This window comes from Paenarthrobacter sp. MSM-2-10-13 (assembly GCF_011605365.1).
In the GTDB taxonomy this organism is placed as follows: Bacteria; Actinomycetota; Actinomycetes; order Actinomycetales; family Micrococcaceae; genus Arthrobacter.
Window position 1 is genome coordinate 1,112,490 of the sequence record NZ_JAAOXO010000001.1, and the last position, 13,915, is coordinate 1,126,404.

Below are 13,915 nucleotides of genomic sequence, written 5' to 3' on the forward strand. Positions count from 1 at the left end.
ACTCCATGAATTCCATCAGTTTCAGCAGGGTTTCGGTGCGTGTCGCAGTCGATGGCAGCGACACCCCCAAAACCCTGCTGCAAAATTTTTCCCTGGACCTCGCAGAACGCAGGATTGGAGTCATCGGCGCCAACGGCTCCGGAAAGTCCACGCTGCTGCGGCTCGTGAATGGCTTGGTTGAACCGAGCGAAGGCACAGTGGTAGTCCACGGAGATGACACTCTTGCCGATGTCCGCCGTGTCCGGGGCAATGTGGGTTTCGTCTTTACCGATCCCCTGTCACAGTTGGTGATGCCTACCGGGCGGGAAGATGTTGAGCTCTCGTTGCGCCGCTCCGTCAAGAACTCTAAGGAGCGGGCGGCGCGGGCAGAAGCAGTGCTGGATCGCTTCGGCCTGCTGCATCTGGCCGATCAAAGCATCTATGAACTGTCCGGTGGTGAAAGGCAGCTACTGGCCTTGGCCGCAGTCCTTGCGGTGGATCCCACCGTCCTGGTTCTCGACGAACCATCCACCCTCCTGGATCTTCGAAACCGCGAACTGCTGCGCCGCACAGTCGCTGGCCTGGATCAACAAGTCATCATGTCCACGCATGATCTCGACCTGGCCTTGGACATGGACAGGGTGCTGGTAGTTGAGGCCGGGCGTATCGTGTTCGACGGCGGTGCTGCAGACGGCGTCGCCCGGTACCGCGAACTTTGCGCGGCTGCCCTGCCCGGTGCCGGCGTGGGTGATGTGCCGAGATGAGGGGGCATGGCTTCCTTATAGCCAACTACGTGCGAGGGAACTCGATCATCCACCGCACTCCCCTGTGGCTGAAATTTCTGGTTGTAGCGGCCTGCGGAGCGGCGTCCTTCCTTATTGTGGACTGGGCCGTGTCGCTGGTGGTCTTCGCCGTCATGTGTGGCTTATTCATGCTGACGGGGGCAGGCTTCCGCCGCCTTCTGAAGGCCATTTGGTTGGTGGCTCCTATCCTGCTGGTCATCGGTCTCTTCCAATGGTGGCAACTGGGCGGGCCCACCGCGGCACGCATCGTGTTCAATGTGCTGGTCTGCGTAGTGGCAGCTTCGGTCCTCACCGCGACTACTCCCGTGCAGGATCTTCTGGACGGCGTGGTGGCGTTGGCAAAACCGTTCCGGCGTTTCGGTGCCGATCCTGAACGATTCGCTTTGACCATCGCAGTGATGCTCAGGAGCATTCCCTTCATAGCCGGCGCCTTCACTGACGTAAGGGACTCAGCGCGGGCACGCGGGCTTGAACGCAATCCCCGCGCACTGGTGCTCCCTGTCTTCATCACCACTGTTGCGTATGCGCGCCAAACCGGTGATGCTTTGGCGGCCCGCGGGTTGGGCGAACCGGAGAGGGACTAGACCGGCGCAGGGGCTACAGCTTGGCGTACTGAAAGAGAGCTGCGGTTCCCATGCCTCCGGCGATACTGATCATGGCCAATGCCAGCGAACTCTCGCCCCGCACTGCGTAACTGCGGCGTGCTTGAGCCATCAACCTCGTCACCAGGACCGCTCCCGAAGCTCCGTAGCCATGACCCAAGGCAAGCGCGCCGCCATCAAGGTTGGCTTTCTGAGGATCAACGCCCAGATACTCCAGGCATGCGATGGTTTGGGAGGCGAATGCCTCATTGAACTCCACCAGATCAATGTCATCTGCGTCCACTCCATGGCGGTCCAGGAGCCGCTTGGCCGCGTGGGCTGCCCCTATGCCAAGAAATTCCGGATCAACGCCGACGGTCTCGCACCCCAGCACCAGCATCCCGTGCGTCGCGCCCAGGGTGCGGGCTCGTTTAAGGGACGTCATGACGACGGCGGACGCTGCGTCCGCGTCAAAGCATGAGTTTGCTGCCGTGACCGATCCGCCCGCCACGAATGCTGCTGGGAACCTCGCCATCAGCGGGGCCCGCAGTGAAGCTCGGGGGCCATCGTCCGAATCCACCGTGTTTCCGTTGCCTTTGAGCGGAACGATTTCATCCGCAAAAACGCCGGTCCTGCCAGCTTCCACAGCTCGATGATGGCTTCGCAGAGCGTACTCGTCCTGCCTCTGACGTGTTACGCCGAATTCGCGGGCTACGGTCTCCGCCGCAACACCCATGTCCGGGTCGCCGAACTGCGGCGGCACAAAGCTGGCCCTGGAGTAGAAGTCGAGTTCGCCGTCGTCGTTTCTATTGGCCCGGGCCGGGGCGTTACTGATGCTTTCAACGCCCCCTGCCAAATACAGCGGATCCCCGCCGGCTGCCACCAAGCGGGATGCCAGTGCAATAGCGTCCAAACCTGAGCCGCATTGGCGGTCCACGGTGAGGCCAGGGACGGTGATGGGTAAACCGGCTTGGAGGGCGGCGAATCTGGCCACATTCCCGCCGCCCCCCACGGCGTTGCCGATGATGACGTCGTCCACGTCCCCCGGATCCACGCAGGCTTTCTCCACCAAGGAAGCCAGCACGGGTGCCAAAAGATCGGGAGCGCGGAGGTGCTTCAGCCGGCCATTGGCACGACATATCGGGGACCGTAGTGCAGAGACAATGATGGGCTGTCGGGATTCATCGGCCCCACTGGCCGATCCGCTGCCGCTAACCAAGGACTTGCGCGCGCGGGTCATGGTTCTTGATCCAGTCCAGGAGAACTTTCCTGCTGACCTTGCCCCGGTCGGTCATGGGTAGCTCCGCCAACACGTAATACTGCACCGGCCACTTGTCCCTGGCCAAGAGACCATCCAGGCCCGTGCGGAGCTGGGTGGCGGTGACCGCACCACAGGCAGGCACGACGCCGGCGATCACCTTTTGACCGCGGATGTCGTCTGGCGCCCCGGCAGCCACCGCACCATCCACCCCGGGCACCGAAGCGATGGCAAGCTCAACCTCGTGCGGGTAGACGTTCTTGCCGGAGGTAATGATCATGTCCGAGCGACGGCCAAGGATATGCAGGGTGCCGTCCTCCAGAAAGCCCTGGTCCCCCACCGTGTACCAGCCATCAAGACACCGGAGGGCATGTCCGTCGTCGCCCCACAGGTAGCCGTTGCTGACCATTCCACTGCGTACACTGATGTTCCCATGTTCCCCGTCGGGCAGGGGCCTGCCGGTGTCATCGAGGATGTTCAGTTCAACGCCTGGAAACGGGACGCCGATGCCGGTGCCACCGGCGTCCAACGGTTCGCCGGCAGCCAGCCGGGTCCCGGACACAAAGCTCAACTCCGAGGCGCCGTAGTACTCGAAGATGGCCGCACGGGGCGCCCACCGCCGTGCCGCTTCCAAGGTCCGGGCGTCCAGCTTGGAACCGGCACAGATGATGCTGCGGATACCGGAAGCATCAACGTCGCCGGCCAGTCCCCGCTCGCTGAGCAACCTCAGGGCAGTGGGCGCCAAAACAAGGCGGGTGATGCCGTCATGGCTGATGGCGGCATGGGCGTCGGCGACATCGAACGACTCAAGCGTATGGAAAGCCGAACCCGCGTACAGGCACTCTGAAAGGGCGAAAAGATTCAGGCTTGCTGACAAAGGACCGGGCGCAAGGGTCCGGTCCTCCTGGGACAAGCCAAAGAACTCGATGGAGGCATCGAAAGACACCTGCCAGGACCGGCGGGACCTGGTGAAGGCCTTGGGCACGGACGTGGTACCGGACGTGAGGCCGATGAGGAAGGTACTGGACGCGTCCCCGTCCACCAGTTCGGCGCCAACCGGTGTGGTGGTTGCGAGGACGCGTGAGGATACTTCTTCGATCATCGGGGCCGGCCATTCGGGGTCCAGAACGGCGCACCGCCGATTCCCCGCTACAGCGGCAGCATAGCGCTCCACGAAGCGCACAGAGTTGGGCTCGGCCAGAACGGTGGTGGCAGGGGCGTCCGCCACCAAGCCAGCTGCGGCGTCGCGGAGTCCCGCCCAGGTGAGCCGGCCGCTGCCCACAACGACGGCGGTGTCGTGGGGGCGCTCCTCGGCCCAGAGCTGAAGTTTATCCAGGAAAGGCATCCAAACAATTTTACGGCAGTGTCTGGCACCAGGCACCAAAAGTGACGTCTATTCTGACTGTATGAGTTTCAATGACGGCGCGCAGCTTGACCCCTCCCAAGTGGAGGACCGACGTGGCAGTGGCATGGGCCGCGGTACCAAGATCGGTGGTGGAATTGGTGGCGGTATTGTGGTGCTGCTCCTGGCACTCTTCGGCATCAATCCCAACATCCTTGGGGACCTGACCGGGGGCGGAAGCCAGCCGCCCGCCGTCGAAGGTGGCAGTGCCGGAGCCGGCGGCGTCCAGGAATGCCAGACCGGCGCCGATGCCGACAAACGCCTGGACTGCCGGATCACCGGTACGGTGAATAGCTTGAATGCTTTCTGGCCTGACTATCTGGCGGATTACAACGTCCAGTACCCGCGGCCCAAGACTGTCATCTTCAGCGAGGCCACAAACACCGGCTGTGGCGCGGCTACCAGCGCTGTTGGCCCCTTCTACTGCCCTGCAGACACCACCGCCTATTTCGATCCCGGCTTCTTCGATGAGCTGGTGACCCGTTTTGGCTCTTCTGGAGGCCCGCTGGCACAAGAGTACGTAGTAGCCCACGAGTTCGGGCACCACGTCCAGAACATCCTCGGAAGCCTGGACAAGGCCCAGCAGGATCCACAGGGACCGCAGTCGGGGGCGGTGCGGGTGGAGCTCCAGGCAGACTGCTATGCGGGACTGTGGGTCCGCCATGCCACGACGCAGACGGATGCGAGCGGGAAGCCTTTCCTTGACCCCCTCACCCAGCAGGACCTGCAGGATGCGCTCTCGGCCGCTTCCGCCGTCGGCGATGACCGCATCCAGGAAGCCGCAACCGGCCGCGTCTCACCTGAGTCATGGACCCACGGCTCCAGCGAGCAGCGGCAAAAATGGTTCTATCAGGGGTACACCACGGGCGACATCAACAAGTGCGACACCTTCGGTGTGGCTGCGCCCTAAGGCATGACAACACCAAAAAGGAAGGGTTCCGGGTGATATACCCGGAACCCTTCCTTTGCCCGTTGCACGGGTGAATGCTGGTTAGATGTTGAAGCCGAGGGCCCTCATCTGGTCCTTGCCGTCGTCGGTGATCCGTTCCGGACCCCATGGCGGCATCCATACCCAGTTCAGGCGCCAGTCGTCAACCACTCCGTCGAGGGACTTGCCCACCTGCTCTTCAAGCACATCCGTCAGCGGGCAAGCCGCCGTGGTCAGTGTCATGTCGATCAGGAGCGCGCCGTCATCGTCGGAGTACTTGAGTCCGTAAAGAAGGCCCAAGTCCACGATGTTGACCCCGAGCTCTGGGTCAATGACGTCCTTGAGCGCTTCCTCGACGTCCTCGAGGCTGGTTCGCGCCGCGTTGATTTCGGTCATGGAACGATCCTAACTAGGCCTGCACAGCAGGAGCAACGGCAACGCCGGCGCCTGGAGCGTAGCGGTCGTAGCCTTCTTCTTCAAGACGGTCTGCGAGCTCGGGGCCGCCCTCTTCAACAACCCTGCCGTCAACGAACACGTGAACGAAGTCCGGCTTGATGTAGCGCAGGATGCGGGTGTAGTGGGTGATGAGCAGCGTGCCCATGTTGCCCTCTTCGTGGGCGCGGTTGACGCCCTCGGAGACAACCTTCAAGGCGTCGACGTCCAAGCCGGAGTCGGTTTCGTCAAGGATGGCGAACTTCGGCTTGAAGAGTTCGAGCTGCAGGATCTCAACACGCTTCTTCTCACCACCGGAGAAGCCCTCGTTGACGTTGCGCTGTGCAAAGTCGGCGTCGATGCGCAGCTGCTGCATGGCAGCCTTGACGTCCTTGGTCCAGGTGCGCAGTGCCGGTGCTTCGCCGTCGATCGCGGTCTTGGCGGTGCGCAGGAAGTTGGTCATGGTCACACCGGGAACCTCTACCGGGTACTGCATGGCCAGGAACATGCCTGCACGGGCGCGCTCGTCGACGCTCATTTCCAGGACGTCTTCGCCGTCCAGCGTAATGGTGCCGCTGGTGACGTTGTAGCGCGGGTGACCGGCGATCGTGGAGGCGAGGGTGGACTTGCCCGAGCCGTTGGGGCCCATGATGGCGTGCGTTTCACCGGTCTTAATGGTGAGGCTGACGCCCTTCAGGATCTCCTTGGTGCCCTGCTCCGTCTCGATGCTGACGTGCAGGTCCTTGATTTCAAGAGTTGACATGCTCTTCTTTCTTTCCGTTCGTAAGTCTGGCGGTACTGGGCGCTCAGTAGTGATCTACCGAGGCACCGTTCACAACGTTGGTCACGTCCACGTAAACGTCGTCTCCATCGATGGTGACGGCAAAAACGGGGACGGGGTCATAAGCAGGCAGCTGGAGCGGTTGTCCGCTGCGGAGGTCGAACTGGGAACCGTGTCCCCAGCACTCGATCGCGCAGCCTTCAACCTCACCCTCGGACAACGAGATGTCCGCGTGCGAGCAGGTATCGGCGATCGCGTGGATCTCGCCCATCGAGTCCCTGACGATGGCTACAGGATAGTCATCGATCAGGACACGCAGCGCTTGCTTGACCTGGATGTCATTGGCGTTGCATACCAGTTCGCCCTTGGTTTCTTCACTCATTGTTTACTCTGCCTGGCCTGTCTTAGTTGTCGGTCGCGGCGAGTTCGCGCTCAACAGCTGCGGTCAGGCGATCTTCGATTGCCGGGACCTTGATCTGCTGGATGATCTCGTTGAGGAAGCCCCGGACCACCAGGCGGCGGGCAACCTTCTCAGGAATACCGCGGGCCATGAGGTAGAAGAGGTGCTCGTCATCGAAACGGCCGGTGGCGCTGGCGTGGCCTGCACCCTCGATCAAACCGGTTTCGATTTCGAGGTTGGGAACCGAGTCGGCGCGTGCACCGTCCGTGAGGACAAGGTTGCGGTTGGCCTCGTAGGTATCGGTACCTTCTGCTTCCTTACGGATCAGGACGTCGCCCACCCATACGCTGTGGGCATTGCGTCCCTGAAGAGCACCCTTGTAGAGGACGCGGGACTTGCAGTTGGCCACTGCGTGGTCAACAAAGAGGCGCTGCTCAAGGTGCTGGCCGGCGTCGGCGAAGTACAGGCCGAACATTTCGACGTCGGCACCGGGAGCCGTGAAACGCGTGGACGGCGTGACGCGAACGAGGTCGCCGCCCAGGCTGACCACGATGTGCTTGAACTTGGCATCGCGGCCGATCTTTGCCTGCTGCGAAGACGCGTGGACCGCGTCGTCTGCCCATTCCTGCAAGGAGACGACAGTCAGTTCAGCACCGTCCTCCACAATGATCTCCACGTTCTCGGAGACAACCGCGGAGCCCTGGTGATCCAGAACCACAACAGCCTTGGAGAAGCGTTCGGCCACAATCACGATGTGCTGTGCCGACGGCGCCTCACCAGCGCCGGTGACCAGGACGGAAACTTCACTCTCGGCCTGCAGATCGGCGGGCACGGTGATCACGGTGGCCTCGGCAAAGTTCTCCCAGGCATTGGCGGACACGAGGTCCTCGGGGATGCCCGCCTGGCCGATGCGCTTGTCATCGCGGCCAACAGTTTCAACAACGACGCCGGCCGGTGCGGTGACGCTGACAACAGGAGCTGCGCCGTTGAGGACATCGGTGTGGAGGCCGCGGAGGCGCTTCAACGGAGTGAATCGCCAGTCTTCCTCAAGGCCGTTCAGCGGCTTGAAGTCTGCAAGCTTGTACGAGGTGAGGCGGCCGGCGCGGGAGCTATCCGGGATGCCGACCCCGCCACCGTGCGAGTGGCTCTTGGCCGAAGCGCCGGCGAGCGGACCAGCGGAGGGCTGCTCCGACGTCGTGCTGGTGTTCGTTCCGGTGTTGGCGGGCGAAAGGTTCTCGCCTTCCTCGGTGAAGCCGTTGATGAACGGCTGGGCCGAGGGCGCGCCGATGCGCGCTTTTTCAGTAGTGATATCAGTCATTGTTAACCGACGGACCCTTCCATCTGCAGTTCAATCAGGCGGTTCAGCTCAAGAGCGTATTCCATGGGCAGTTCACGGGCGATCGGCTCGATGAAGCCGCGCACGATCATGGCCATGGCCTCGTCTTCAGGCATGCCGCGGGACATCAGATAGAAGAGCTGCTCTTCGCTGACGCGTGAAACGGTGGCCTCGTGGCCCATGACAACGTCATCCTCGCGGATGTCGATGTACGGGTACGTGTCCGAACGGGAAATGGTGTCCACCAGCAGGGCATCACAGCGGACCGTGTTGGCCGAGTGCTTGGCACCCTCACGGACCTGGACCAGGCCGCGGTACGCTGCACGTCCGCCGCCGCGGGCGACCGACTTGGAAATGATGGAACTCTTGGTGTTCGGTGCAATGTGCACCATCTTGGACCCGGTGTCCTGGTGCTGGCCCTCGCCGGCGAAGGCGATGGACAGCGTCTCGCCCTTGGCATGCTCGCCAACGAGGTAGACGGCCGGGTACTTCATGGTCACCTTGGAACCGATGTTGCCATCGATCCACTCCATGGTGGCGCCCTCTTCGCAGATAGCGCGCTTGGTCACCAGGTTGTACACGTTGGTGGACCAGTTCTGGATGGTCGTGTAGCGGACGCGGGCGCCCTTCTTCACGATGATCTCCACCACGGCCGAGTGCAGTGAGTCCGAGGTGTAGATCGGAGCCGTGCAGCCTTCGATGTAGTGAACGTAGGAGTCTTCATCAGCGATGATCAGCGTGCGCTCGAACTGGCCCATGTTCTCCGTGTTGATGCGGAAGTAGGCCTGCAGCGGGATGTCCACATGAACGCCCTTGGGCACGTACACGAATGATCCGCCGGACCATACGGCCGTGTTCAACGAAGCGAACTTGTTGTCGCCCACCGGGATGATGGTGCCGAAGTACTCCTGGAAGATCTCCGGGTGCTCGCGAAGTGCGGTGTCCGTGTCCAGGAAGATCACGCCCTGGGCTTCCAGGTCCTCGCGGATCTGGTGGTAGACAACCTCGGACTCGTACTGGGCTGCGACGCCCGAGACGAGACGGCTGCGCTCAGCTTCGGGGATACCCAGCTTCTCGTAGGTATTCCGGATGTCTTCCGGAAGGTCTTCCCACGTTGCCGCCTGCTTCTCGGTGGAGCGCACGAAGTATTTGATGTTGTCGAAGTCGATGCCGGAGAGGTCTGCACCCCAGGTAGGCATAGGCTTGCGGTCGAAGTACTTAAGGCCCTTGAGCCGCAGATCGAGCATCCATTCAGGCTCGTTCTTCTTCGAGGAGATGTCGCGGACGACCTCCTCGTTGAGGCCACGACGGGCGTTGGCACCAACGTCGTTCTTGTCGGCCCAGCCGTACTCGTAGTTTCCGATACCGTGCAGTTCGGGATTCTTCTCCAGAATCTCCGAGATCACAGTGCCGTCAGCTACCGCTTTCTCTGCTATTTGGTCCGTCATCACGGCCTTTCTTGCTGGTTGTTTGATTCCTGGTACGGGTTCCCGGACTGCACTGCGACATCCGGAGATGCCGTGGCAGCCGGGCGCCCGGTAGGTATATGGGTGGTGCACACATGTCCGCCCTGCGCGAGCGTGGAGAGACGCCGGACATCGACGCCCACCAAGCGCGAGAAAACCTCGGTCTCGGTGTCGCAGAAAACCGGAAACTCCGCAGCCAGGCGCTGGATAGGGCAGTGACCCTGGCACAGCTGGACGCTGGACAGTGCGGCGGGCAACGGGGCCTTGGCCTCAATTGAATGGGCTGATGCAACGAAGCGATCGCGGCTCAGGGCCCTGGAAAGTGCCATGGCCCTGGCGGTGATGTCATCTCCGGCGGCCTCGACCTCGGGAGCGTAGCGCCGTTCCATATCGGAGAAGCGTTCCTCCGCGTATGCGCGAACCGCGTCTTCGCCGGCGAGTTCCTGGAGACGGTGGAGCGCCGAGCTGGCAATGTTCAGGTAGTCATCGCCGAGAGTGGACTGTCCCTGCGAGCTCAAGACGTAGCGGCGCGCGGGGCGTCCCGCGCCGGAACCGGCCTTGGTCACACGCTTGACTTCGATTACGCCGTTGCGCTCCAAGTGGTCAAGGTGGCGGCGGACTGCGGCCGGTGTGAAGCCGAGGAGGTCGCCGAGCTCCGCGGCGCTCACTGGACCGTTTTCCAGGACGGCGCTCAGGACCCGGTCCCGTGTGCGATCATCCGCGTCCGGCATCGCGGGCGGGGCAACGAATGCCTCCGCCGCTGCAGCATGCCGTGTTGAAGGCATGGAAGTTGGACTGCTCATGGAATACACAACATAATCATGTCGTAATTTGTTTCATGCATCCAGTAAGGCAAGGCTGACCTGCGGAAGCCGCCAAGTGCGACCGTACTACTTCCCGTAGAATACTCTGGTGCGATCCCCCAAATCCCCCGTCCTCACTATAGATGGACTCATAAAGGACGTAGGCCCCCTGACCTCCCTTGACGGCAAAATGCTCAGGGTGGTCAGCGGACTGTCGCTGGTGGCCGAACGCGGCCAGGTAACCGCCCTATTGGGGGCTAACGGCGCGGGCAAGACCACCACGCTGGAGTGCGCCCAAGGTTTGCAGAAGCGAACGGGCGGAAATATCTCCCTCCTTGGCGCGGACCCTGATACTGCAGGTGCCGTCTTGAGATCCCGCGTAGGTGTGATGCTCCAGGACGGCGGCCTCCCGCCGTCGGCCCGTCCCATACCCTTGTTGCGGCATGTCGCCGGCATGTACCAAAAGCCCATGAACGTTGACGCGCTGGTGGAACGCCTGGGAATACACCAGTTCAGCCGGACCAGCGTGCGCCGCCTTTCCGGCGGCCAAAAGCAGCGGCTGGCACTCGCGGCGGCGCTGGTGGGTAACCCTGAAATCCTTTTCCTCGACGAGCCCAGTGCCGGCTTGGATCCACAGTCCCGGCAGATGGTTTTTGAGCTCATTGCCGAGCTCAGGGATGCCGGAATGGGCATTGTCCTGACCACCCACCTGATGGACGACGCGGAACGCCTGGCGGACTACGTCTACATCATCGACGGCGGTCACAACGTGGTTGAGGGAACGGTCGCCGAATTGCTTCGGCACGATCACGCAGCGGACTCCGCCATCACGGACCGGACGCTCTACTTCGACGCACCCGGCGGTCTAAGCTTGAACGGTGCTGTGGATGCCGGCCTGCAGATAACAGAGACGCGCTCCGGGAGTTACGCCATCACCGGCGCCATCACCCCGAAAGACCTTGCATCCCTGACTGCTTGGTGGGCTGAACGGAACATCATGCCCGCCTCGCTGCGGTTGGAAGCCCGTAGCCTGGAAGACGTGTTCCTGGACATTTCCGGAAGGGACCTCCGATGAGCCCACTTCTCTCGCCCAACGCCGGACCGGCATCCCTCCCGCGCCGGATCATGCAGCAGGGCCGCTACGAGACCATCACCATGCTGCGCAACGGTGAGCAACTCATCCTCGCTATTGTCCTACCCTTGATGGCCTTGGTGGGACTGGTAGTGACGCCCCTCCTCGATGACATGGGCGGATCACGCGTAGACGTTGCAACGCCGGGAATCCTGGCACTTTGTGCGATGTCCACTGCCTTCACCGGCCAGGGCATCGCTACCGGCTTTGACCGCCGGTACGGAGTGCTCCGTTTCCTGTCCACAACTCCCCTTGGTCGGGGCGGACTCATCGCAGGCAAGATCCTCGCCGTGCTGGTGGTCCTTTTTCTTCAGGTCCTGGTCGTGGCAGCCGTTGCCGGCATGCTGGGATGGCAACCACGCCTGGACGCCTGGCTTCCAGGGCTCGGACTTCTGGTGCTCGGTGCTGCAGCCTTCACGGCGCTGGGGCTGCTGGTCGCCGGTACGGTGCGCCCTGAAGCTACCCTGGCAATCACCAACCTGCTGTGGATTCTCCTGGGGGCCCTGGGCGGGATTGTGGTGCCGGCGGAACGACTACCTTCCCTGCTTCAGGGCATCGTGCACTTCCTGCCCTCAGGGGCGCTGGGCCAAGCGCTCCGTGATGCTTTCCTCTCGGGCAGTGTTCCTTTCCCCGCCGTTTTAGTCCTCCTGCTGTGGACCGTACTGGCCGGTGCTGCGGCCATCCGATGGTTCAAATGGAACTAACCCATTCAGGCATTAACCACCAACGCAGAACTGAGAAGTGAGACAACTGTGAGCACGGCATCGCGCCTACCCAATACCGTCCAGCGATTGACGTCCAAGCTGCCCACCGAGGTCAACAACGCCGTGCGCCGCCTGGCACTGTTGTCCCTCATTGGACAGACAGTGCTTGTGGTGACCGGTGGTGCCGTGCGACTTACCGCTTCCGGCCTTGGGTGCCCTACGTGGCCGCGCTGCACCAGCGATTCGTTGGTGAATACGCCGGAGATGGGCATCCACGGTTTCATCGAATTCGGCAACCGGCTCCTGACCTTCGCTCTGGCAGCCGTTGCTGCGCTCATGCTGGTGTACTTGTGGAATCTCCGCAAAGAGCGCCGCGACCTGTTCGTCCTTGCTCTGGGCCTTCTGGCCAGCATTCCGGCGCAGGCTGTGATCGGTGGAATCACGGTTCTGTCCGGCCTTAACCCTTGGGTTGTGGGCCTTCACTTCCTTGTCTCCATGGCTCTGGTGGTCTTCGCCACACTCCTGGTCAACCGCGCTTACGGGCGGACCGGCCGGTTCATGAACCGCACGCTGCCTGTCCTGCCCGCTGTAACCCGTCCGTTGATGACGGCCGTTGCTGTTTTCTCGGCACTTTCGGTGATGCTGGGTGTCGTGGTCACTGGCGCCGGGCCCCACGCAGGCGATGCAGATGCTCCGCGCAATGACCTTGACTGGGACCTCTTCTCACATATCCACGCCGTACCGGCCTACCTGATCACTGCAGGAACACTATTCGCGGTGTACTTGGTTTTCAGGCACAAGATTTCCGGGCCATTCCGGACGGCGACGTATCTCCTTCTGGGTGTAACCCTGCTGCAGGCCGTCATCGGCTTCACTCAGTATTACAACGGCATTCCCGCACTGCTCGTGGGCGCTCATATGTTCGGTGCTGCCGTGTTGATGAGTGCGGCCACCAACGCCGCTGATGTGGCGAAGTACAGCCCGAAGCGTTAGCTGCGGATGAGCTGCGCCGGATTCGCCCGCGACGCCACCACTGCCGGATAAACCGCTGAGAGGGTGCCACTGAGCAGGCCGGCCGCGATACCCCACAGGGCCGCATCTGCTGGAATCACCGGGACCCAGCCCTCGTTTGCGGCGTAGGCAAGAGCGGCGCCCATGCCCACGGCGGCGCCGGCAATGCCACCAAGTGCACCCACTACTGCCCCTTCCACAAGGAACATGGACGCCAGAGCGGTCCGCCGCATTCCGAGGGCCAGCAGAACAACCGAAACTATCGCAACCATACGGCCGAGGTCAGTGTTGATTGCGTGTTTGAGATCCCTGAGGTCAGCGACGGTCTGAACCTCGATTGCCTCCGTTGACGCTGGACTCAGCGCTTTGGGGAGTACTTCCGCTATGGCAGCCGGCGCGCCGGTTTGCGTCCTGAGGACCAAATTCGCGGCCACATTGGTTGACCTTATGGGGTAGGACCGAACGCCAACCACAACGGCGCCATCGAGGATGGGATCACGCCCCGGTTTATTGATGATTCCCACCACTGGTACTGGCTGGCCATAGAGCCACATCACGACGCCGGGTCCCGGCTTCGCGAGGCCCAGCTGCCGTGCGGCGTCCCCGCCGAGGACGGCGACCGGAGCCCCGAATGAATGATCAAGCAGGGCGACATCACCAAAGGAATCGGTGGCACTTTGCAGACGGACAAATGCGGCGTCTGCGATGCGGACAGCACCTCTGCATGGGGGCGCCTCGGGGATAGAGCCAGCCGGAATGTCGAAGGCTGTGTGTCGCTGGACTGTCCGCGTCACATCACGAACGATAGGGGGCGTTACGGGACCCCTGGAGCGGTTAGGCTCCGGGGGATGTGAGAGAGGGATCCGCTCAAGCCCGCGGGATGTGAGAGAGGGTCAGAG

At 62.3% G+C, this 13,915-nt stretch carries 15 protein-coding genes; 6 read left to right on the plus strand and 9 right to left on the minus strand.

Features of this window, described 5'->3' with window-relative positions:
• The first annotated feature begins 5 nt into the window (after window positions 1–5).
• Together HAV21_RS05280 and HAV21_RS05285 are read left to right on the plus strand one after the other, a co-directional pair.
• A complete protein-coding gene (locus tag HAV21_RS05280; protein WP_142939216.1) occupies window positions 6–743 on the plus strand; it encodes an ABC transporter ATP-binding protein in 738 nt (245 codons plus the stop codon).
• Window positions 740–1,366, plus strand: coding sequence for an energy-coupling factor transporter transmembrane component T (locus HAV21_RS05285; protein WP_142939217.1), 627 nt, complete (start codon window positions 740–742; stop codon window positions 1,364–1,366). The genes HAV21_RS05280 and HAV21_RS05285 overlap by 4 nt, the downstream gene beginning before the upstream one ends.
• A gap of 13 nt (window positions 1,367–1,379) precedes the next feature.
• Here HAV21_RS05285 and HAV21_RS05290 read toward each other — a convergent pair whose 3' ends face one another.
• Window positions 1,380–2,603, minus strand: coding sequence for a thiolase family protein (locus tag HAV21_RS05290; protein WP_166840754.1), 1,224 nt, complete (start codon window positions 2,601–2,603; stop codon window positions 1,380–1,382).
• Window positions 2,575–3,966 (minus strand): AMP-binding protein, encoded by a 1,392-nt coding sequence (locus HAV21_RS05295; protein ID WP_166840756.1) that lies wholly within the window; start codon window positions 3,964–3,966, stop codon window positions 2,575–2,577. The genes HAV21_RS05290 and HAV21_RS05295 overlap by 29 nt, the downstream gene beginning before the upstream one ends.
• A 61-nt stretch (window positions 3,967–4,027) precedes the next feature.
• On the opposite strand from HAV21_RS05295, the gene HAV21_RS05300 reads away from it, so the two are divergent.
• Window positions 4,028–4,933 (plus strand): neutral zinc metallopeptidase, encoded by a 906-nt coding sequence (locus HAV21_RS05300; RefSeq protein ID WP_142939220.1) that lies wholly within the window; start codon window positions 4,028–4,030, stop codon window positions 4,931–4,933.
• 81 nt (window positions 4,934–5,014) lie between these two features.
• On the opposite strand, the gene HAV21_RS05305 is transcribed toward HAV21_RS05300, so the two are convergent.
• From HAV21_RS05305 to HAV21_RS05330, 6 genes are read right to left on the minus strand one after another with little or no spacing between them, the layout of a single operon-like run.
• The gene (locus tag HAV21_RS05305; RefSeq protein WP_166840758.1) at window positions 5,015–5,347 is read right to left on the minus strand and encodes a metal-sulfur cluster assembly factor; all 333 of its coding nucleotides are present in this window, start codon (window positions 5,345–5,347) and stop codon (window positions 5,015–5,017) included.
• Between the two features lie 13 nt (window positions 5,348–5,360).
• Window positions 5,361–6,146: a Fe-S cluster assembly ATPase SufC gene (sufC, locus tag HAV21_RS05310; RefSeq protein WP_142939221.1), complete on the minus strand. Its 786-nt coding sequence runs from the start codon at window positions 6,144–6,146 to the stop codon at window positions 5,361–5,363.
• A 43-nt stretch (window positions 6,147–6,189) separates the two neighbouring features.
• Complete coding sequence (locus HAV21_RS05315; protein ID WP_166840760.1) at window positions 6,190–6,546, minus strand: non-heme iron oxygenase ferredoxin subunit; 357 nt, start codon at window positions 6,544–6,546, stop codon at window positions 6,190–6,192.
• Window positions 6,547–6,568: 22 nt separating this feature from the next.
• Window positions 6,569–7,882 carry a Fe-S cluster assembly protein SufD gene (gene sufD / locus HAV21_RS05320; RefSeq protein WP_166840762.1) on the minus strand — a complete coding sequence of 438 codons (1,314 nt, stop codon included), beginning with the start codon at window positions 7,880–7,882 and terminating at the stop codon, window positions 6,569–6,571.
• 2 nt (window positions 7,883–7,884) lie between these two features.
• On the minus strand, window positions 7,885–9,348 hold the full coding sequence (gene sufB / locus HAV21_RS05325; protein WP_011774792.1) for a Fe-S cluster assembly protein SufB: 1,464 nt from the start codon (window positions 9,346–9,348) through the stop codon (window positions 7,885–7,887).
• On the minus strand, window positions 9,348–10,169 hold the full coding sequence (locus HAV21_RS05330; protein ID WP_142939224.1) for a helix-turn-helix domain-containing protein: 822 nt from the start codon (window positions 10,167–10,169) through the stop codon (window positions 9,348–9,350). The genes sufB and HAV21_RS05330 overlap by 1 nt, the downstream gene beginning before the upstream one ends.
• A 109-nt stretch (window positions 10,170–10,278) precedes the next feature.
• On the opposite strand from HAV21_RS05330, the gene HAV21_RS05335 reads away from it, so the two are divergent.
• Genes HAV21_RS05335 through HAV21_RS05345 form a run of 3 tightly spaced genes read left to right on the plus strand, consistent with a single transcriptional unit; the run spans window position 10,279 to window position 12,998 of the window.
• The gene (locus HAV21_RS05335) at window positions 10,279–11,244 is read left to right on the plus strand and encodes an ABC transporter ATP-binding protein (protein WP_142939225.1); all 966 of its coding nucleotides are present in this window, start codon (window positions 10,279–10,281) and stop codon (window positions 11,242–11,244) included.
• Complete coding sequence (locus tag HAV21_RS05340; RefSeq protein ID WP_166840764.1) at window positions 11,241–12,005, plus strand: ABC transporter permease; 765 nt, start codon at window positions 11,241–11,243, stop codon at window positions 12,003–12,005. The genes HAV21_RS05335 and HAV21_RS05340 overlap by 4 nt, the downstream gene beginning before the upstream one ends.
• A gap of 48 nt (window positions 12,006–12,053) precedes the next feature.
• Window positions 12,054–12,998 carry a COX15/CtaA family protein gene (locus tag HAV21_RS05345; protein ID WP_166840766.1) on the plus strand — a complete coding sequence of 315 codons (945 nt, stop codon included), beginning with the start codon at window positions 12,054–12,056 and terminating at the stop codon, window positions 12,996–12,998.
• On the opposite strand, the gene HAV21_RS05350 is transcribed toward HAV21_RS05345, so the two are convergent.
• Window positions 12,995–13,810: an FtsX-like permease family protein gene (locus HAV21_RS05350; protein WP_166840768.1), complete on the minus strand. Its 816-nt coding sequence runs from the start codon at window positions 13,808–13,810 to the stop codon at window positions 12,995–12,997. The two genes, HAV21_RS05345 and HAV21_RS05350, sit on opposite strands and share 4 nt — an antisense overlap.
• Window positions 13,811–13,915 lie beyond the last annotated feature (105 nt).